The following is an 18,556-nucleotide window of genomic DNA, read 5'->3' on the forward strand; positions in this document are numbered from 1 at the left end:
GCGACAGAGCAAACAAACGTAGCGAGAAACAAAGACACACAGGACCGCATATGGCAAAAGAGTACAAAGACCTGGTTGTCGGGCTCGACATCGGCACCGCCAAGGTGATGGCGGTGGTGGCCGAGGTGCTGCCCAATGGCGAACTCAAGCTCGCCGGCTTGGGCATCGCCCCGAGCAACGGCCTCAAGCGTGGCGTGGTGGTCAACATCGATGCCACGGTGCAGAGCATCCAGCAGGCGCTGAAAGAGGCCGAGCTGATGGCCGACTGCAAGATTACGCGCGTCTACACCGGCATCACCGGCAGTCACATCCGCGGCATCAACTCCAGCGGCATGGTGGCGGTGAAGGACCGCGAAGTGACGGCGGCCGACGTGGCGCGTGTGGTGGAAACCGCCAAGGCCATCAACATCTCGACCGACCAGCGCCTGCTGCTGGTGGAGCCGCAGGAGTTCATCATTGACGGCCAGGATGTGCGCGAGCCGATCGGCATGAGCGGCATCCGTCTGGAAGCCAAGGTGCACATCGTCACCGGTGCCCAGAGTGCGGCCGAAAACATCATCAAGTGCGTGCGCCGCTGTGGCCTGGAAGTGGAGCAGCTGATGCTCAACCCGCTGGCTTCCAGTCTGTCGGTGCTGACCGAGGACGAGAAGGAACTCGGCGTGGCCTGCGTCGACATCGGCGCAGGAACCACCGACGTGGCCATCTTCACCAACGGCGCCATCCGCCACACGGCGGTGATCCCGATTGCCGGTGACCTGATCACCAGCGACATTGCCATGGCGTTGCGCACGCCGACCAAGGACGCCGAGGACATCAAGGTGGAAAGCGGCTTTGCCAAGCAGCTGCTGGCTGACCCCGAGACCCAGGTGGAGGTGCCGGGCCTGGGTGACCGCGGCCCGCGCATGCTTGGCCGCCAGGCGCTGGCCGGCGTGATCGAGCCGCGCATTGAAGAAATCTTTTCGCTGGTGCACCAGGTGCTGCGCGAGTCGGGTTGCGAGGAGGTGTTGTCCTCCGGCATCGTGCTCACCGGCGGCAGCTCCATCATGCCGGGCATGGTCGAGTTGGGCGAGGACATCTTCCTCAAGCCGGTGCGCCGCGGTGTGCCGAAATACGCCAGCGCCCTGTCCGACATGGTGGCCCAGCCGCGCGCGGCCACCGTCATGGGGCTGCTCGAAGAGGCCCGGCTGGCGCGCATGCGCGGCTTCAAGGTGGCGCAGAAAAATGGTTCCATGAAGACGGCGATGGGCCGCGTCAAGGACTGGTTCATCGGGAACTTCTGACCATGCAACACAAGATCTGGTTGGCACGCGGAAGTCCTCACCCCCGATGGCGGTGCATCGGCCCGCCCTCATGACCCGCATTCACGGCTATCGAACAGAAATCAAAGGCAACTGCATCAAGGAGAATCAAAAATGAGTATCGAAATGATTGAAGAAGAAGGCTTCAACCAGGGCACCCAGATCAAGGTGATCGGTGTTGGTGGTGGCGGCGGCAATGCGGTGGAACACATGATCGCCAGCGAAGTGCAGGGCGTGGAATTCATCTGCGCCAACACCGACGCCCAGGCCCTGATGCGCAGCAGTGCGCACAAGGTGATCCAGCTTGGCAACAGCGGCCTGGGCGCCGGCAGCAAGCCCGAGAAGGGGCGCGACGCCGCCGAAGTGGCCGAGGATGACATCCGTGCCGCCGTCGCAGGTGCCCACATGCTGTTCATCACTGCCGGCATGGGCGGCGGCACCGGCACCGGTGCGGCCCCCGTGATCGCGCGCGTGGCCAAGGAAATGGGCATTCTCACCGTCGGTGTGGTCACCAAGCCCTTTGACTGGGAAGGTGGTCGCCGCATGACCAATGCCGACAGTGGTCTGGCCGAACTGGAAGCCAATGTGGACTCGCTGATTGTCGTGCTCAACGAGAAGCTGCTCGAGGTACTGGGTGATGACGTGACGCAGGACGAGGCCTTTGCCCATGCCAACGACGTGCTGAAGAACGCCGTGGGCGGCATTGCCGAAATCATCAACGTGCCCGGTCATGTGAACGTCGACTTTGAAGATGTGCGCACCGTGATGGGCGAGCCTGGCAAGGCCATGATGGGCACCGCCGTCGCCAGCGGTCCGGACCGGGCCCGCATTGCTGCCGAGCAGGCCGTGGCCTGCCCGCTGCTCGAGGGCATCGACCTCTCCGGCGCGCGCGGTGTGCTGGTGCTGATCACCGCAGCCAAGGGCAGCCTCAAGCTGTCTGAGTCCAAGCTGGCCATGAACACCATCCGTGCCTATGCTTCGCCGGACGCCCACGTGATCTACGGTACCGCCTACGACGACGAGCTCGGCGACGACATCCGTGTCACCGTGGTGGCCACCGGCCTCTCCCGCCAGGGCATGCGCCGCACCGCGCCGCCGCTGCAGGTGCTGCGCACCGGTACCGACAACGTGCCGTTCCAGGTGCCCACGCTCAGCACGCCGATGGGTGGCACCCCGGCGGGTGGTGCTCTGGGCACGGGCGGCATGATGGCGCCCGGCGTGGCCCCCGCCACCGCGGGTGTGCCGCAGCCGGACTACCAGACCATGGCCACGCCCAGCGTCTGGCGCACCAATCGCACCCAGGCTGCGGCCAAGGTCGATGCGTTGTCCTCCGGTGGCATGGACGACTTCGAGATCCCGGCTTTCCTGCGCAAACAAGCCGACTGATCCTGTGGTCTGAGCCAGGCCCTCTTGCCCCTATGGGTGGCAAGGGGGCCAGCCTGTTTTCGGCAGGAAAATGCCGCCAACCGTAAAATCAAACTGTGCTTCAGCAAAGAACTCTCAAATCCCTCACCCGCGCCGTTGGCGTGGGTCTGCATAGCGGCCAGCGGGTCGAGATCACGCTACGCCCGGCACAGCCCGACACCGGTATCGTGTTCCGGCGTGTCGATCTGGCACAGCCGGTCGACATTCCGGTCTCGGCGATGGCGGTGAGTGACACGCGTCTGGCTTCGACGCTGTCCAATGGCGGCGCCAAGGTGCATACGGTGGAGCACCTGATGTCGGCCTGTGCTGGCCTGGGGGTGGACAACCTGTATGTCGACATCACGGCCGAAGAGGTGCCCATTCTCGACGGCTCGGCAGCATCCTTTGTCTTCCTATTGCAAAGTGCCGGCATCGAATTGCAGAACGCGCCACGTCGTTTCATCCGCGTGACCAAGCCGGTGGAAGTGCGCGAAGGCCAGGGTGCGGCTGAAAAATGGGCGCGACTCGACCCCTATCACGGCTACAAGCTCAGTTTCGAGATCGACTTCAGCCACCCGGCGGTGGATTCCACCGGACAGCGTGTCGAGTTCGACATGAGCACCAACTCCTACTCGCGTGACATTGCCCGTGCGCGCACTTTCGGCTTTACGAAGGATGTGGAGATGATGCGTGCCAACGGCCTGGCCTTGGGTGGTGGCTTGGACAACGCCATCGTGATGGACGACTACAAGGTGCTCAACGCCGGCGGGCTGCGCTACGACGACGAGTTCGTCAAGCACAAGATTCTCGACGCCATGGGCGACCTCTATGTCCTGGGCAAGCCGCTGCTGGCCAGCTACAGCGCCTTCCGCTCTGGCCATGCGCTGAACAACAAGCTGTTGCGCGAATTGTTGGTGCGCACCGATGCCTGGGAAACCGTGACCTTCCCCGACGAAAAGCTGGCTCCCAAGGGCTTTGCCCAGCTGGCGCGCGCCTGGTAGGGCAGACACGGAGCAAGCGCGGTGCTGCTGTTTCGCTGGCTCATCCTGTTGCTGCTGATCGGTGCAGCGGTGTCTTTCGCCTTCTTTGTTGGCACAGGCCAGCCACGCTACAAGCGCTGGGGCTTGCTCACACTCAAGTGGACGTTGATTGCCGCCGGCGGGTTTTTTGCCGTCCTGATCCTGGAGCGGATCGCATAAAGGTGCGGCTTTGCAGCCGCGCTGAATACCTTCAACGCGGCAACGTCACCGTCACCACCAGCCCATTCGGTTGGGCGTTCCTCAGATGCAGTTGGCCCTGAAGGCGTTGCACGATGCTGTTGGCAATCGAGAGGCCCAGGCCGACGCCGCCACCATGGCGCTCGCGTGAGTCCGCCATGCGATAGAAGGGGATCACTACCTTGTCCAGCTCGTCGTCAGGGATGCCGGGGCCGTGATCACGGATCTCGATGCAGACATGGTCGGTCAAATCCCTGTAACGGATTTCGGCGCTGCCACCGTAGCGCACAGCGTTATCGACAAGATTGCTGATGCAGCGGCGCAAAGCCGAAGCCTGGGTCCGCAAGGTCGGACAGGGCAGGGGCGGGTCGGCATCGAAGATGCGCACGGGATGGCCGCTCGCCAATTGATCATCGGCGACGCTGTTCAACAGCGAGACCAGATCCAGCGATACAAGAGGTTCCGGATCAGCCACGCCGCGCAGATGATTCAGCGTCGACGAGATCATGGCATTCATCTCGCGGATGTCACGCCAGAAGCCCCGCTGCTGTTCTTCGCTGGACAGGCTCTCGACACGCAGTGCCAGACGTGTCAAAGGCGCTCGAAGGTCATGCGATACCGCGGCCAGAAAGAAGTCGGCCTCACTGAGCGTCCGAGCAACTTCTGCCGAGGGCGGTTGACGCACCTCGCCGATTTCCCGGCATGCCGCATCATTGCCACCCATCCCCGCCAGATATGGGCGCTTGTGCTCAAACTCATGTGTCGACAGGACATGGCGTTGCATGCTGGACAGCAGCCAGCGGGCACCGAGACCGGCTGCCGGTATCAAAATCAGGAACCTCGCCCCCAGGTCGAGCCAGGCACCGGTATGAGAGAAAGAAGCGAGTGTGACAAGTGTGTCGATGACGGCTGGAGCGGGAGGCAGCGAATCCACCCCGGCAGCTGCTCCAGCTTGCGGAGTCCCACCGGGCACGGGGCCCGTCTCGAACATCTCCGGCCACAATTGGAACATCACGATCAGGGCCAGGATGTACCCCGCCAGCAGGGCTGTGAACAAGAGCAGCGTCAGTTGGCCAAACAGGGTGTTTGGCGTCAGCCTTCGAAGCCAGGTGCTTAGCTGCGCCACACCATGCGCCCCTGAACTGACTGGGCATTGAGCATGTAACCAACGCCGCGTACGGTCTTGATCATGTTGAAGCCGCCAGGCGTGCGGACCAGTTTCTGACGCAGCCGTGATACCAGCAGATCGATGCTGCGTTCGCCTGAATCCAGGGTGTGACTGCTTCCTCTTTCCATGAGCTGATCGCGTTTGAGGGCGCGACGCGGCGTTTGCAGAAGAAGACACAGCAGACGAAATTCAGCATTGGACAAGGCCACGACAGCCCCGTCGGGTGCATGCAGGCAGTGGTTTTCCCGATGCAACTCCCAGCCGTCAAAACTGATCATGTCGCTACGTGCATGGTCCGTTGGTCGCCTGAGGCTGGCTGTGGATCGGCGCAGGACCGACTGTATGCGCGCCACCAATTCGCGCCGCTCGAAAGGTTTTCCCATGTAGTCATCGGCACCTGTTTCCAGACCGACGACACGATCATAGGGGTTGGTACGTGCGGTCAACATGATGATCGGCAGGCGCGACTTCTTTCGCATCTCGCGCGCCAGTGCAAGACCATCGGTGCCCGGCAGCATCACATCCAGAATGATGAGATCAATCGCGTGCTGGGACAACTGGTATTGCATGCTGTCGGCATCACCAGCGGCAAACGCTTCATAACCATACGAGACCAGATACTGGGGCAGCATCGTGGTGATCTCTTTGTCGTCGTCAACGATCAAAATTTGTTTTCGCGAGGTCATGACATACGGATTAAACAAGAAACAGTCGAGTGACGATTCCGACTTAAACGTTGAATTGCGCGATTTTCTTCGCTCATTTCAACGCTTACTGACTCATTCACGCCATGCTGGATACATAGGTGATAAATAGCGTTTACATAAAGAAAAAAACACGCTGGATAGGGCCTTGCCTCGCAACACGGGAGATGCTCGATGCATCTCGTGCGGCGCGAAAAAGCAGCGTGCTTCCTGTCAGGTACGGCGCATGGCTTCTTGGAACATCGGCAGATTCCGGCATCAGTTGACTGCGGCGCGCACTTGCGCAGGGCGTCCCAGCAGCTTGGTCTTGAGTGCCGGATCGGCCGGCTTGTCACCCAGCCAGATATTCAGCAATGCGTTGTAGAAGGCGATGTCGCGCATCGGCTCGGTCAGCGGCTTCTTGTTGAGTTCAATCACCGTGCCGGTGCCCGGTACCCAGTCCATGGTCAAGGTGTCGCCCTTGCGCAGGCCTTGGGGCTGACTGGCAATGGCCTTGCCCAGCAACAGAACATGTCCGATCGATTTGGCCTGCATGCTGCTAGCTTCGTTGGAGATGAAACTCAGAATGGCTTCGTTGAAGTCTTCGCCGCTCACGTCACGCAGCATGGTGATGACGAGGCGGCGGGGGCCGTCCGTGGCCAGTACGTCCTGGACGGTCGCCTTGCGATCCAGCAGGTACAGCCCCATGGCGTACACCTTGAAGATCAGCCGGAAGCTGATGCCGGCGCCGTTGAGTTTGAGGTTCTTGCCGGCGACCAGGACCGATTCGTCCAGCGCGACACCTTCCATGTTGACTGAGGCCATGGCCGGGGCCCAGGCAAGCGCGCAGGCAGCAGCAGCCAGGCTGGTCCGAAAGCGTGAAATCATGATTTTCTCCTTGCGCGGCTCCGCGATATCACAGGGGAACCGCATGAAAAATGCTGAGGGTCGATGCACAGTGCGGTCCGTTTTCCCCGTTACCAGACGGCGAGGTTGTTGGTCAGAACGCGTTGCAGCCAGTTGCGTGTGGTGCTGTCCGCCACGTCGCCCTGACTGACGACCTCGAGACGTGCATTGACCACATCGCTCGAGATGATGACGTTGCCTTCCTTGATGTCCTTGGGGTCCACGACGCCCGAAAAGCGCATGGTGCTGACGCTGCCGCTGAGTGCAATGCTGCGTTCGCCGGCGACGACCAGATTACCGTTGGACAGCACATTGATCACCGAGGCAGCCAGCTGGCCTGTGAAGCTGCTGTCGTTCTTGGTGGTCCCATCGCCCTTGAAGGCAGTGCTGCCCGAGCCCGAGATGTTCTGATTCATCAACCCGCTCAGGAGGTTGGCCGGGTCGGCATTGCCAGGCCCTTTGGAGCTGAACGAGCTCGCGCGGTTCATGTCGTTCTTGACCGTATTGCTCGCGCGAAGATTTTCGGAGATGTCGACCTTCAGCGTGTCGCCGATGTGGCGTGGTTTTTGCCGGCCCGAGTAGAGCGATGCCATGCCCGGCTGAAACAGCGAACCGGTATTCACACGCTCCACAGCGGCCGGACGGGAGACCGGCGGTGCCGTCAACGGGCCCTGGACAATCGTACGGGGCGTGTTGGCACAACCGGTCGCCAGGCAGGCGCACAAGACCGTACAAACCAGCGTGCTGTACATGCCACCGTTGCCGGGCGTGCATGCGCGAGGTACTGAAAGTTGCTTCATGTCTTCTCCTTCTGGGAGGTGGGGGTGGACGCAGGCTTGTTCTCGATGCCGGTGATCAGGGCGGACACCACAGGGGTCAGCTTGTCTTGCGTGCTGGCCCATTTGCTTGTGCCGAGCACGGGGTCCAGTTCATAGTGGCTGCTTGACAGAACCCGTCCCCGGGCTGTTTGCAGCGTCAGTGCGGCTTTGCTTACATACGGTTTGTAGCGGTCGCTGAGCGGGTACTGTCCCCAGTCGATGAAAGCGCTGTACCTCAACCAGACATTGCATTTCTCGGTCGCAGCAATGCCCTCGTACACCCGGCTTTCGATCTGGTGCTGGCGCAGCGCGATCTGCAGGGCCGGCACGATGTCCGCCACCTGCGCTTGAGGGTTGAACTCAATGCACAACTCCTTGAGCGGTTCATGGGCGTGGTACACCGTGTTGCTGGACTCGCCAGGGGCGGTTGCCACGGCCATGCTGGCCAGACTGCCTGTTGCCTTGGCCAATTCCCAGAGTGGCGCCGGGCTGATGATCGAGCAGCCTGACAGCGACAGCCCGGCCATGACCAGGGCGAGGACTTGCAGTTGAAGCGCTTGGCGGTGCATGACCGGTGACTTGCGTGGTGAGTGGCGGCACAACATGTCAGCCGACCCTGTTCAGGACAGCGTGCCGGCGGTAACACCCAACGACACGAAGTCGGCCACATTGCCGGCGGCGGTGCTGATGCCGTCGACGACAGAGGATGCCGCATCGCTGACGGCGGTGGCGGCATCCGACAGCCCGTCTTCAATGCTGTCGACAACGTCTTCCGCCGCATGGCTCACGCTTTGGCCGACCTCGCCGAGGGTGTCCAGGCCGTCGCTGGCCATGGCGGCGACGTCTGTGTACAGCTGGGTGAAACCGTTTGTGACGCTGTCGATGGCCGATTCGACGGCGTCTCCGGTATCGCTGAGTGCCGTGCCGACGGCGTCATAACCGGCATCGGCCATGTCGCCCAGTTTTTCCAGGCTTTCCGCACTGAACGAGCAAATGGCGCTGACCGAGTCTGCCGCGGCGTTGGCCACACCGATCACGGAGGCAACGGCCGGGCCGTACAGGTTGGCGTTGATCGTGTAGTCGTCCTGGCAAGCCTTTGTTGAGGTCAAAGGTTGCACATAGGAAGAAATCGAATTGATGCTGCTCACAATAATCTCCCGAAGGTTGGTTGAGGGGGTGAATGAATGGTAGGTTTGCCATTCCATGTCGCTCTCTCCATTAACCGGAAGAAAATTCGTCACTCCTCGGGGCTCTGACAAACCAGGTTTTCACTGGAGAAACCACGCCTCCACATTGAAATAAATGTTTACCGAAGACATATCAACATGACATGGTGCAGCGCTTGTCGATACGAAGTTGATACAGAACCATGCCCAGGTGATTGGGGCTTTCGCGGGTCGTCGAACTGCAAGCGTTGAGGCCGTTTGCAGGCAAGAATGGGCTGCTCACCCAAAGACATGCAACTCTTCAGTCTGAGGAGCGGTTGTCAATGCCAGCTAGGCTGGCGGGCGGTCGATGAAGTTATGTAAAAGATGAGGCAGCACCGTGGGCGCGTTGTTGTGCCCGTGTGAAAACCAGCACAATCAGCGCCATGAGCTCCGCAAACCCATTGAGCCGCGCCATGCTCGCCATCTGGCAGATCGTCAGGACCGACCTGGCGTTGTTCCGTCGCTCTTCGCGCCTGTGGTTGGCCGTGCTGGCCATTGCGCTGGTGCCGGCAGCCTATGCGCTGATTTACCTTTCCAGCGTCTGGGATCCGAATGCCAAGACCAGTGATCTGCCGGTAGGCATCGTCAACCTGGACGAGGGCTTCGATTACCGTGGCCGCAACATGAATGTGGGTGCGGAGCTGACAAGCGAGTTGATCAAGTCCGCCACCTTCGGTTTTCGCAAGCTGGATGCTGCCGATGCCGCGCGCCAGGCGGTCAAGCACGGCAGCCTGGCGTTTGCCATCATCATCCCGCGCGATTTCAGCGCCAGCGCGGTACCCGGCGAGTATGCCGGGGCCGGCACCGTGACGGTGGTGCTGTCCGAAGGCAACAACTACGCGGCGGCGGGTTTTGCGCGCCGCTTTGCGGTCGACCTGGGGCATCAGGTCAATGAAGCGTTGAACGAGAAGCGCTGGGAGCAGGTGCTGCTGTCGGCGGATGGTTCCGGCAAAAGCCTGGACATGCTGAAGGCCGGCATGGCGGAGTTGCGCACCGGCGTCTTGACCTACAACGACGGGCTGACCCGCTACAGCGGCACGGTAGTGCAGTTGGCGAATGGCTTCAAGCAGGTTGGCGCCGGCATCCGCACCATGGAGTCCAAGTTGCCGCCTGAGGCCGAGCTCAAGGCCTTCAAGGCGGGTACCCAGCGTCTGAACCTGCGCCAGCGTGAGCTGGGCACAGGGCTGGAGCAATTGCAGGCCGGCGCACTCAAGCTGACCGAAGGCGCCGTTCAGATGCAGCAGGAAACCGCGGGCATTCCCTTCGTGGGCGACAAAATTTCAGCCAGCGCCGGGGAACTGGCCGCAGGCGGTCAACAGTTGAACGACGGGCTGATGAAGGCGCTGGATGCGAATGCACGCCTGACGCGTGGTGCTGCCAGGGTGGAAGAGGGGGCGGACAAACTGGTCGATGGCGCCAGTGCCCTGGGTGAGGGGCTGCGCACGCTGGCCGAGAAACTGCCGGAAGATGCGCGGCTGGATGCTTTTGCCAAGGGCAGTGGCGACTTGCTGCGCGGCGCCACCAAGCTGCGGACCGGGATCGAGCTGGTGGCCTCGGCGCTGCCGACATCAGTCAGCAAGCTGGACGGCAGTGCGAGCGGGCTGGCGGATTCCGTCAAGCCCGCGCTGGAAGTGATGGCGCCAGTGGCCAACAATGGCAGCGCTTTTGCGCCCAACATGATCGCCATGGCCTTGTGGCTGGGGGCGGTGATGGCGGTGTACCTGTTCAATGTGCGCGTGCTGGCGGTGGAGCACGCAGGGGCGCCTGCACTGGTCAAAACACTCGGCAAGTTTGTCGCACCTGCCCTGGTGGTGCTGGTGCAGACGGGCCTGACCTTGCTGATGCTGGTGTTCGGCCTGGGCATCACGGTGCCGGACTATGCCAGCCTCATCTTGGTCATGCTGGCGGCCGGCCAGGCCTTTCTGGCCATCGTCTACCTGTTGCTGCGAGCCCTGGGTGAGGCGGGCAAGCTGCTGGTCGTCCTGCTGCTCACGTTGCAGCTGGCGGCCGGCGGCGGCGTGATGCCGATTGAACTCACGGCCGATTTCTTCCAGGCCGTGCACGCCTGGCTGCCCTTCACGTGGGTCGTCAAGGCACTGCGTGCCAGCCTGTTCGGGGCCTTTGACCACGGCTGGCTATCGGCTTGGCTGGAGTTGATGCTGATCGGTGCGCTGGCGCTGCTGCTGGCCAGTCTGGTGCGGCACTGGCAGACCGTACCGGCAGCGGATTACAAACCCGGCATCGAGATCTGAGGCGGCTGGTGCTCAGCGGCTGCGCCCGGCGCGGTACATGCCGCTGGTCTTGCGCGTCAGCGGCGTGGCTTTGGCGATCTGCGCCTGAGCCTGCCCCACGTGGGCATGGGTGATGGCCAGACCCAGCGCGTCGGCCGCGTCCGGCCCCGGCAGGCCGGGCAATTTGAGCAGGCGCTTCACCATCTCCTGCACCTGGGCTTTTTGTGCGCGGCCGTGGCCGACCACGGCCTGCTTCATCTGCAGCGCGGTGTACTCGGCTACCGGCAGGTCGCGCGTCACCAGCGCCGTGACGCAGGCGCCGCGTGCCTGGCCCAGCAGCAGGGTGGACTGCGGGTTGACGTTGACAAACACGATTTCCACGGCAGCCGCCTCGGGCTGGTAACGCGCGATCACCTCATGGATACCATCGAACAGCACCTTCAGGCGCGCCGGCAGCTCGCCTTGTGCCAGGTGCAGGGTGCTGATGGTGCCGCTGGCCACATAACTCAGCTGGTGGCCGGTCACGTCGATGACGCCGAAACCGGTGGTGCGCAGGCCGGGGTCGATGCCGAGGATCCTCATGGCAGCTCTGCGTTCCACAGCCGTGCGGCGATCACCGCCGAGCGCTCGGCCAGGTAGCTGGAGTTGGGCAGCTTCTCGAAGTATTTGGGCCGCGGCAGCATCACGGCCAGCCGTGCCGCCTCCAGCGGTGTGAGCCGGGCGGCTGGCTTGCGGAAGTAGTGCTGCGCGGCAGCTTCGGCACCGAACACGCCTTCGCCCCATTCGACGTGGTTGAGGTAGATCTCCAGGATGCGCCGTTTGCTCAGCAGTTGTTCCAGCAGGAAGGTCAGCACAAACTCCTGGCCCTTGCGCACGAAGCTGCGCTCGCCGGAGAGGAACAGGTTCTTGGCCAACTGCTGCGTGATGGTGGAGCCGCCGACGATCTTGGGCGGCTTCACCACCTTGGCACCATTGGCGGCTTTTTTCGCAGCCTGCGCTTCGGCCTTGGCGTTCTTCTGCCAGGCTTTTTCCAGCGCGTCCCAGTCCACGCCATCGTGGTAGGTGAAGCCGTCGTCCTCCGAGGCGATCACCGCACGTTTGAGGTGGTCGGAGATGTCGGCATAGTCCACCCACTGCTGGCGCCAGCGCAGCTGGTCCTTCTCGTTCAGGAGGCGCCAGGCCTCGGAGCGCTCAAAGGCGGTGGACTGCGGATTGACGACCACCATCAAGGCGATGCGCGCCACGAAGAACAGCTGCAGCGCCAGCAGCGCAGCCGCGAGCAGGAAAGTCCAGCGCAGCAAGCCTTTCATCGCTGTGACACCGGTGCGCTGATGCGGGTTTCCAGGGTCTGGTCGCGCGTGAAACGGAAGCGCGACACCACCACGATCTGCTCGGCCTGACGGCGCATCGCCTGGCTGAACGCGCCGAAGGGGCCGGCGCTCTTGGCAATCGCTTGGGCACGGCGGTCGAGCGTACGGTTGCCTGAGCTTTCCACCACCTCGGTGGCGAGCACACGGCCGTCGTGGTTGACGGTGACCATCATGGTCAACTCACCATAGAGTTTTTTGCCGCCGGCCTCGGGAAAGTTTTCCGTGCCGCGGTCCTCGATGCTGCGGCGCAGCTGGTCGTAGTAAATGGCGTAGACCTCTTCCCGCGTGGCCGGGCTGATGTAGCGCTTCTTGGGTCGGGCATTTTCCTGGTTGATGCGGCGTTCGATCTCGGCCAGCAGCTTGATCAGCTGGCGGCGCTTTTCCTCGCGGGCAGCCAGCTCGGAGGCATCGCTGGGTTGCGTCGGATCGGTCTTGGGCAGGGCCGCGATCTGCTGCTTGATCTGTGCCAGCAACAGGGTCTGCTGGACCTGCATGGCCTGCAGTTTCCTTTGCGTTTCCTCTTCGACGGCATCCCCGCTGTCGCTCAGCAAGGCGGAGGGCAACGGGCTGGTGGCCCGGCCCTGCTGCGCCTCGCCGCCGCCGGCCATGGTGGCCTGGGCAATGGCGCGGGCTTTGTCGGGGCGTTCGTTGGTGCGGGCGTTGACCAGCACCACTTCCAGCAGTGTGTCTTCAAACACGCGGTTGAAGGCTTCGGGGTCGACGATGCGCACCGTCAGCAAGACGGCATGGACGGCCACCGAGATGCCGAGGGCCAGCTGCAAGGGACTGAGGGCGCGCAGGTTCACGAGGCAGGATTATCGCCCGCGGGGGCTTCAGCTTCGTTGACGTCGACGGCGATCTCGATCGGGCCGGCGGCCAGGTGTTCGGCCTCCTCTTCCTCGGCTTCCTCCTCGGCCACGGCTTCGGGCGCGGTGTCCAGCCGCTCGATCACCGTGCCTTTGACATCCAGCGCCACCTCGTCGATCTCGCCCAGCTTCACGCGCACCTTGGCGCCGCGCGGCAGGTCCTGTGCGCCGAGCACCGGCAGCACCAGCGGCAGCTCGTCGGCGCGCGCCATGTTGTCCTTGAACACGATGGCCACCAGCTCGGTGATGTTGTTCTGTTGCACGTATTTCAGCGTCCAGAAGCGCTCAATGGCACCCTGGTAGCCGTTGTAGGCGCTGTAGGCGGCGTCGAAGCCGGAAACGATGGCGAACAGCTCGGCATCCTTCGGCTTGAAGGGCGCGGCCAGCGCCGCCGTCTTGCCATGGCGCGCGCAGGCGATGATCTGCCACTGGTTCACCAGGTCGGTGTAACGACGCAACGGCGAGGTGCTCCAGGCGTAGGCCTTGACGCCGATGCCGGCGTGCGGCAGCGCCTTGGTGCCCATGCGCACCTTGACGCCCGGCGCCAGGCTGGCCTGGCTGCGGTAGATGCCGGGCACGCCGTGCTCGGCCAGCCACTGGCCCCAGGTGCTGTTGGCCAGGATCATGGCCTCGGCCACCATCAGGTCGAGCGGGGCGCCGCGCTGACGCGTGCCGATCACGACCTGTTCGTGGCCGCTGGGTTCGGCATCGCCGTTGCCGACCAGTTTGAAGGTGTAGTCCGGGCGGTTGAAGGTCTCGGGTTTGCCGCGCACCATCTCGCGCTGCGCTTTCAGGTGCAGGGCCAAGCGGTATAAAAATGATAGCTGTTCGCGCAGATGTGACAAGGGCTGCGTGCCGTTTTGATGCTCAAACCCGGGGTTTTGCAGCCACTCGGCCGTGACCACCGCGTCGAGCTGGTCGTGGCGCAGGTTGTGCGCGATCGGCACGCGTTCCAGCCGCGTCTCATGGCCGCGAATCTCCAGCGTCGTCTCGTCCAGCGCCACATAGAGCGACACCGCCGGGCAGTCACGCCCTTCCTGCAAGGTGTAGCGTTGCACCACCTCGTCAGGCAGCATGGTGAGCTTGTAGCCCGGCATGTAGACGGTGGACAGGCGCGCGCGGCCCACGTTGTCAACCGCGCTGTCGCGTTGCACCGCCAGGCCCGGCGCGGCGATGTGGATGCCGACTGTCACCGTACCTTCGCCCAGACCTTGCACCGACAGCGCGTCGTCGATCTCGGTGGTGGCCGAATCATCGATGGAAAAAGCCTGCACGGTGGCCAGCGGGAGTTCGTCCCGGATCTCGGGGGCTTCAAGGGCAGGAAAGCCGTAGCCCTTGGGAAAGTTCTCGAACAGGAAGCGCCGCCAGTGGAACTGGTAGGGCGAGTCGATGGCGCCGGCCTTCTGCAGCAGGTCCAGCGGTGCGGTGTGGGTGGCACGCGAGGCCTCGACCACGGCCTTGTACTCGGGTGCGTTCTTGTCCGGCTTGAACAGGATCTTGTAGAGCTGCTCGCGGATCGGTTGCGGGCACTCGCCGCGGCCCAGGGCGGCGGCCCAGTCCTCGATCTGCAGCTGCAGCACGCGTTTCTTTTCGATCGCCGCCAGCGCCTGCTGGATGATTTCGGCCGGCGCCTTCTTGAAGCGCCCCTTGCCGGCGCGGCGGAAATAGTGCGGTGCTTCCTGCAGGCGCAACAGTGCGGCGGCTTGCTGCGGCAGCGTGGGCGGATCCTGGAAGTAGACGCTGGCGAGATCGGCAAAGCCGAAGTCATCTTCCGGTGCGAATTCCCAGGCCAGCTCCAGCTCGATGCCTTGGCTCAGCGTCTGGGCCGCACTCAGCAACTCGGCCGGGCTGGGCTTGTCGAACTTGAGCAGCACGTTGGCGGCTTTCACCTTGACGCGCTTGCCGGATTCCAGTTCTACCTGGATCGAGGCCTCGGCCTCGGACAGGATCCTGCCGGCGAGGAATTTGCCGGCTTCATCAAACAATGCAAACATGGGCCCGATTGTCCCAGTAAATCAGCGCTTCCCGTTGGCCGGGGCTTTCGAGCCGGGAGAAGGATTCGAATTTTTCAGAATGTTGCAGTGGGGCTCAGGTCGCCAGATCGAGGAAGGCCAGCACCTCGTCCAGGTAATCGGCGAACTCGCTGATGGCATGGTCGCTGCCTTCCAGCAGCCGGAGGTGCGTGCCAGGGTAGCGGCCCGTCATCTCGCGCCAGTCCAGCACCTCGTCGCCTTTGGCAATCAAGGCAAAGTAACGCTCGGGATAGGTGATGGCCTGGACGCTGAGGGCGCGCAACTCATCCACGAACTCGGGACGAAAGAAAAAGCGCTCCTGCGGGTCATGCCAGCTGGTCTGCTCGCCAATGTATTTGGCCAGATCGCGTGCCGGGTCAACAGCCGGGTTGAGCAGGGCAGCGCGGCAGCCGGTTTGCTCCGCCACCCAGGTGGCGTAGAAGCCGCCGAGCGACGAGCCCACGACCGCCATACGCTTGCGCGGCCAGCCGGCGATGCCCTGCGTGACCAAGGCCATGGCCTCGCGTGGCGAAGGCGGCAGCTGCGGACACCACAACGTCACCTGGGGGTACTGCGCCTCGATGCGCTGGCGTACCAGTTGGGCCTTGGTGGAGCGGGGCGAGGAGCGGAAACCGTGCAGATAAAGCAGATGGGTGGTGGGCATGTGCTGGATAATCGCACACCATGGCGGTTGTATTTGAAAGACCTTCTCTGCTCAAGCGGGCAATGCCCTGGTTCAGTGGCTTTGACGGCCCGCTGGCCTTTGCCGTTTTCCTGCTGGTCTGTGCGGGCATGTTGACCATGTTCTCCTCCGGCTACGACCATGGCACGCGCTTCCTGGACCATGGGCGCAACATGCTGATTGCCGGCTTCATCATGTTCGTGGTGGCGCAGATTCCGCCGCAGCGGCTGATGACGCTGGCGGTGCCGCTGTACGTGCTGGGGGTGACCCTGCTGATTGCGGTGGCGGTGTTCGGCATCACCAAGAAAGGTGCCAGGCGCTGGATCAATGTCGGCATCGTCATTCAGCCCAGCGAAATTCTCAAGATCGCCATGCCGCTGATGCTGGCGTGGTGGTTCCAGAAACGCGAAGGCCAGTTGCGCCCGCTCGACTTCCTGGTGGCCGGCCTGTTGCTGGCCGTGCCGGTGGGACTCATCATGAAGCAGCCCGACCTGGGAACGGCCCTGCTGGTGCTGGCCGCGGGCCTGTCGGTGATCTTCTTTGCCGGACTGAGCTGGAAGCTCATCATTCCGCCGGTCCTGCTGGGGGTGGTCGGTCTGCTGCTGGTGGTGATCTTCGAGCCACAGTTGTGCGCGCAGGGCGTGCGCTGGCCGGTGCTGCACGACTACCAGCAACAGCGCATCTGCACCTTGCTGGATCCGACACGCGATCCCCTGGGCAAGGGTTTCCACATCATCCAGGGCATGATCGCCATCGGTTCCGGGGGGATCTTCGGCAAAGGCTTCATGCAGGGCACGCAGACCCATCTGGAATTCATTCCCGAGCGCACCACCGATTTCATCTTCGCCGCCTTCTCCGAGGAGTTCGGCCTGTTTGGCAACCTGTTGCTGATCAGCAGTTTCATTTTCCTCGTCCTGCGCGGCCTGGCGATTGCACTGGAAGCCCCCACGCTGTTTGCCCGTTTGCTGGCCGGCAGCGTGACCATGATCTTTTTCACCTATGCCTTCGTCAACATGGGCATGGTCAGCGGCATCCTGCCGGTGGTCGGGGTGCCGCTGCCTTTCATCAGCTATGGCGGGACGGCCATGGTGACGCTGGGCATGGGCCTGGGCATCCTGATGTCGATCGCCCGATCCAAACGTCTGGTGCAGACCTGACGTCAGGCGCCATGAGCGGAAGCCCCACACAGGGGGCGGAGATCGCACCGGCCTAAAATGAGGCCATGATTTCCCGCGAACCCACCCTGGAGCGCCTGGCCATTGCCAGGGATCTGCTGCTCACGCCCTTCGGGCTCGACGAGTCCCACCTGACACGTGCGCTGGCCGAAATCCGCGCCCACCGGGTGGACGATGCCGACCTGTATTTCCAGTACACGCGCAGTGAGGGCTGGAGCCTGGAGGAGGGCATCGTCAAGACCGGCTCGTTCTCCATCGACCAGGGTGTCGGTGTGCGCGCTGTCAGTGGCGAGAAGACCGCCTTTGCCTATTCAGATGACATTTCCGAGGCCTCGCTGCTCGATGCCGCGCATACCGTGCGCACCATTTCTGCCGCCGCCAAATCCGCGCGTGTGAAGGCGGGAACACCCAAGATTGCTTCGGCACGCTCGCTCTACCCTGGCATGGATCCGATCGCCACGCTCGACAGCACGGCCAAGGTCAAGCTGCTTGAAGCCGTGGAGCAGCTGGCGCGCGCCAAGGATCCGCGTGTGGTGCAGGTCATGGCGGGGTTGGCGGGCGAATACGACGTGGTACTGGTGGCGCGCGCCGACGGCACGCTGGCGGCTGACGTGCGGCCGCTGGTGCGCCTGAGTGTGACGGTGATCGCCGAACAGGCTGGCCGGCGTGAGATGGGGTCTTCGGGCGGTGGTGGTCGTTTCGGCCTGGCCTATTTCGACCCGGCCCGCATTCGCCAGTACGTCGACGAGGCCGTGGCCGCCGCGTTGACCAATCTCGAATCCCGCCCGGCGCCGGCCGGCGAGATGACCGTGGTGCTCGGCCCCGGCTGGCCCGGCGTGCTCTTGCACGAGGCCATTGGCCATGGACTGGAAGGCGACTTCAACCGCAAGGGCTCCAGCGCCTTCTCCGGCCGCATCGGCCAGCGCGTGGCGGCCAAGGGTGTGACGGTGCTGGACGACGGCACCATCGCCGACCGGCGCGGCTCGCTCAACGTGGACGACGAAGGCAATGCCAGCCAGCGCAATGTGCTGATCGAGGACGGCATCCTCAAGGGCTACATGCAGGACGCCATGAACGCACGCCTGATGAAGGTACGGCCCACCGGCAACGGCCGGCGCGAGAGCTATGCCCACATCCCGATGCCGCGCATGACCAACACCTACATGCTCGGCGGCGACAAGTCGCCGGATGAAATCGTGGCCAGCATCAAGAAGGGGCTGTACGCCACCAACTTCGGCGGTGGTCAGGTCGATATCACTTCCGGCAAGTTCGTGTTCTCGGCCAGCGAGGCCTACTGGGTGGAAAACGGCAAGATCCTTTATCCGGTCAAGGGCGCCACCATCGTGGGCAACGGGCCGGACGCGCTGACGCGCGTGACCATGATCGGCAACGACATGGAACTCGACAGCGGTGTTGGCACCTGCGGCAAGGAAGGCCAGAGCGTGCCGGTGGGCGTGGGCCAGCCGACCTTGCGCATCGATGGTTTGACCGTTGGAGGAACGGCCTGATTTGCTGGTG

Annotated in this window: 18 protein-coding genes; 7 read left to right on the top strand and 11 right to left on the bottom strand. The window is 63.2% G+C overall.

Translation table 11 applies throughout. The annotated features are described in order from the left end of the window. The first annotated feature begins 50 nt into the window (after positions 1-50). The 4 genes from ftsA (at position 51) to CDE01S_RS18650 (ending at position 3,901) form a co-directional block, all read left to right on the top strand. A complete protein-coding gene (gene ftsA, locus CDE01S_RS00085; RefSeq protein WP_066701863.1) occupies positions 51-1,280 on the top strand; it encodes a cell division protein FtsA in 1,230 nt (409 codons plus the stop codon). A gap of 132 nt (positions 1,281-1,412) precedes the next feature. Continuing rightward, positions 1,413-2,684 carry a cell division protein FtsZ gene (ftsZ, locus tag CDE01S_RS00090; RefSeq protein ID WP_066701866.1) on the top strand — a complete coding sequence of 424 codons (1,272 nt, stop codon included), beginning with the start codon at positions 1,413-1,415 and terminating at the stop codon, positions 2,682-2,684. Between the two features lie 95 nt (positions 2,685-2,779). Further along, positions 2,780-3,703, top strand: coding sequence for a UDP-3-O-acyl-N-acetylglucosamine deacetylase (lpxC, locus tag CDE01S_RS00095; protein ID WP_066701869.1), 924 nt, complete (start codon positions 2,780-2,782; stop codon positions 3,701-3,703). 21 nt (positions 3,704-3,724) lie between these two features. Beyond that, positions 3,725-3,901 carry a hypothetical protein gene (locus tag CDE01S_RS18650; protein WP_169802221.1) on the top strand — a complete coding sequence of 59 codons (177 nt, stop codon included), beginning with the start codon at positions 3,725-3,727 and terminating at the stop codon, positions 3,899-3,901. 31 nt (positions 3,902-3,932) lie between these two features. Here the strand turns inward: CDE01S_RS18650 and CDE01S_RS00100 are convergent, their stop codons facing one another. From CDE01S_RS00100 to CDE01S_RS00125, 6 genes are all read right to left on the bottom strand, one after another. Next, entirely contained in the window at positions 3,933-5,045 is a 1,113-nt protein-coding gene (locus CDE01S_RS00100) for a sensor histidine kinase (protein ID WP_066701872.1), read from the bottom strand. Further along, positions 5,033-5,773, bottom strand: coding sequence for a response regulator (locus CDE01S_RS00105; RefSeq protein WP_066701875.1), 741 nt, complete (start codon positions 5,771-5,773; stop codon positions 5,033-5,035). Before CDE01S_RS00105 ends, CDE01S_RS00100 begins: the two co-directional genes overlap by 13 nt. Positions 5,774-6,049: 276 nt before the next feature. Continuing rightward, complete coding sequence (locus CDE01S_RS00110; protein WP_066701878.1) at positions 6,050-6,658, bottom strand: chalcone isomerase family protein; 609 nt, start codon at positions 6,656-6,658, stop codon at positions 6,050-6,052. Between the two features lie 89 nt (positions 6,659-6,747). After that, positions 6,748-7,476 (bottom strand): flagellar basal body L-ring protein FlgH, encoded by a 729-nt coding sequence (locus CDE01S_RS00115; RefSeq protein ID WP_245636061.1) that lies wholly within the window; start codon positions 7,474-7,476, stop codon positions 6,748-6,750. Next, positions 7,473-8,063 (bottom strand): cell division protein FtsI, encoded by a 591-nt coding sequence (locus CDE01S_RS00120; protein WP_157076998.1) that lies wholly within the window; start codon positions 8,061-8,063, stop codon positions 7,473-7,475. The genes CDE01S_RS00115 and CDE01S_RS00120 overlap by 4 nt, the downstream gene beginning before the upstream one ends. 51 nt (positions 8,064-8,114) lie before the next feature. Next, positions 8,115-8,699 (bottom strand): hypothetical protein, encoded by a 585-nt coding sequence (locus CDE01S_RS00125; protein ID WP_066701882.1) that lies wholly within the window; start codon positions 8,697-8,699, stop codon positions 8,115-8,117. A gap of 386 nt (positions 8,700-9,085) precedes the next feature. Here CDE01S_RS00125 and CDE01S_RS00130 point away from each other — a divergent pair, with 386 nt between their 5' ends. Then, on the top strand, positions 9,086-10,954 hold the full coding sequence (locus CDE01S_RS00130; protein ID WP_245636062.1) for a YhgE/Pip domain-containing protein: 1,869 nt from the start codon (positions 9,086-9,088) through the stop codon (positions 10,952-10,954). A gap of 12 nt (positions 10,955-10,966) precedes the next feature. On the opposite strand, the gene ruvC is transcribed toward CDE01S_RS00130, so the two are convergent. The 5 genes from ruvC to CDE01S_RS00155 all read right to left on the bottom strand — a co-directional run bounded on the left by ruvC (position 10,967) and on the right by CDE01S_RS00155 (position 15,845). Next, positions 10,967-11,515 (bottom strand): crossover junction endodeoxyribonuclease RuvC, encoded by a 549-nt coding sequence (gene ruvC, locus CDE01S_RS00135; RefSeq protein WP_066701891.1) that lies wholly within the window; start codon positions 11,513-11,515, stop codon positions 10,967-10,969. Then, positions 11,512-12,243, bottom strand: coding sequence for a monofunctional biosynthetic peptidoglycan transglycosylase (mtgA, locus tag CDE01S_RS00140; protein WP_066701893.1), 732 nt, complete (start codon positions 12,241-12,243; stop codon positions 11,512-11,514). The genes ruvC and mtgA overlap by 4 nt, the downstream gene beginning before the upstream one ends. Beyond that, positions 12,240-13,109 carry an energy transducer TonB gene (locus tag CDE01S_RS00145; RefSeq protein ID WP_245636063.1) on the bottom strand — a complete coding sequence of 290 codons (870 nt, stop codon included), beginning with the start codon at positions 13,107-13,109 and terminating at the stop codon, positions 12,240-12,242. The genes mtgA and CDE01S_RS00145 overlap by 4 nt, the downstream gene beginning before the upstream one ends. Beyond that, on the bottom strand, positions 13,106-15,163 hold the full coding sequence (locus tag CDE01S_RS00150) for a ribonuclease catalytic domain-containing protein (RefSeq protein ID WP_066701896.1): 2,058 nt from the start codon (positions 15,161-15,163) through the stop codon (positions 13,106-13,108). The genes CDE01S_RS00145 and CDE01S_RS00150 overlap by 4 nt, the downstream gene beginning before the upstream one ends. Before the next feature lie 94 nt (positions 15,164-15,257). After that, complete coding sequence (locus CDE01S_RS00155; protein ID WP_066701901.1) at positions 15,258-15,845, bottom strand: YqiA/YcfP family alpha/beta fold hydrolase; 588 nt, start codon at positions 15,843-15,845, stop codon at positions 15,258-15,260. 20 nt (positions 15,846-15,865) lie between these two features. Between CDE01S_RS00155 and rodA the strand changes: the two genes are divergently transcribed. Both rodA and tldD read left to right on the top strand, forming a co-directional pair. Then, the gene (gene rodA, locus CDE01S_RS00160) at positions 15,866-17,020 is read left to right on the top strand and encodes a rod shape-determining protein RodA (protein WP_066701902.1); all 1,155 of its coding nucleotides are present in this window, start codon (positions 15,866-15,868) and stop codon (positions 17,018-17,020) included. A gap of 65 nt (positions 17,021-17,085) precedes the next feature. After that, the gene (tldD, locus tag CDE01S_RS00165) at positions 17,086-18,546 is read left to right on the top strand and encodes a metalloprotease TldD (protein WP_066701905.1); all 1,461 of its coding nucleotides are present in this window, start codon (positions 17,086-17,088) and stop codon (positions 18,544-18,546) included. The last annotated feature ends 10 nt before the right edge of the window (positions 18,547-18,556 follow it).

Source organism: Curvibacter delicatus NBRC 14919, assembly GCF_001592265.1.
GTDB lineage: Bacteria > Pseudomonadota > Gammaproteobacteria > Burkholderiales > Burkholderiaceae_C > Hylemonella > Hylemonella delicata.

Coding starts and splice junctions, on each gene's coding strand:
- ftsZ (WP_066701866.1), top strand. CDS start 1,413: ATGAGTATCGAAATGATTGAAGAAGAAGGCTTCAACCAGGGCACCCAG.
- tldD (WP_066701905.1), top strand. CDS start 17,086: ATGATTTCCCGCGAACCCACCCTGGAGCGCCTGGCCATTGCCAGGGAT.
- CDE01S_RS00110 (WP_066701878.1), bottom strand. CDS start 6,658: ATGATTTCACGCTTTCGGACCAGCCTGGCTGCTGCTGCCTGCGCGCTT.
- CDE01S_RS00150 (WP_066701896.1), bottom strand. CDS start 15,163: ATGTTTGCATTGTTTGATGAAGCCGGCAAATTCCTCGCCGGCAGGATC.
- CDE01S_RS00120 (WP_157076998.1), bottom strand. CDS start 8,063: ATGCACCGCCAAGCGCTTCAACTGCAAGTCCTCGCCCTGGTCATGGCC.
- CDE01S_RS00105 (WP_066701875.1), bottom strand. CDS start 5,773: ATGACCTCGCGAAAACAAATTTTGATCGTTGACGACGACAAAGAGATC.
- ftsA (WP_066701863.1), top strand. CDS start 51: ATGGCAAAAGAGTACAAAGACCTGGTTGTCGGGCTCGACATCGGCACC.
- CDE01S_RS00125 (WP_066701882.1), bottom strand. CDS start 8,699: ATGGAATGGCAAACCTACCATTCATTCACCCCCTCAACCAACCTTCGG.
- ruvC (WP_066701891.1), bottom strand. CDS start 11,515: ATGAGGATCCTCGGCATCGACCCCGGCCTGCGCACCACCGGTTTCGGC.
- CDE01S_RS00130 (WP_245636062.1), top strand. CDS start 9,086: ATGAGCTCCGCAAACCCATTGAGCCGCGCCATGCTCGCCATCTGGCAG.
- CDE01S_RS00155 (WP_066701901.1), bottom strand. CDS start 15,845: ATGCCCACCACCCATCTGCTTTATCTGCACGGTTTCCGCTCCTCGCCC.
- mtgA (WP_066701893.1), bottom strand. CDS start 12,243: ATGAAAGGCTTGCTGCGCTGGACTTTCCTGCTCGCGGCTGCGCTGCTG.
- rodA (WP_066701902.1), top strand. CDS start 15,866: ATGGCGGTTGTATTTGAAAGACCTTCTCTGCTCAAGCGGGCAATGCCC.
- CDE01S_RS00115 (WP_245636061.1), bottom strand. CDS start 7,476: ATGAAGCAACTTTCAGTACCTCGCGCATGCACGCCCGGCAACGGTGGC.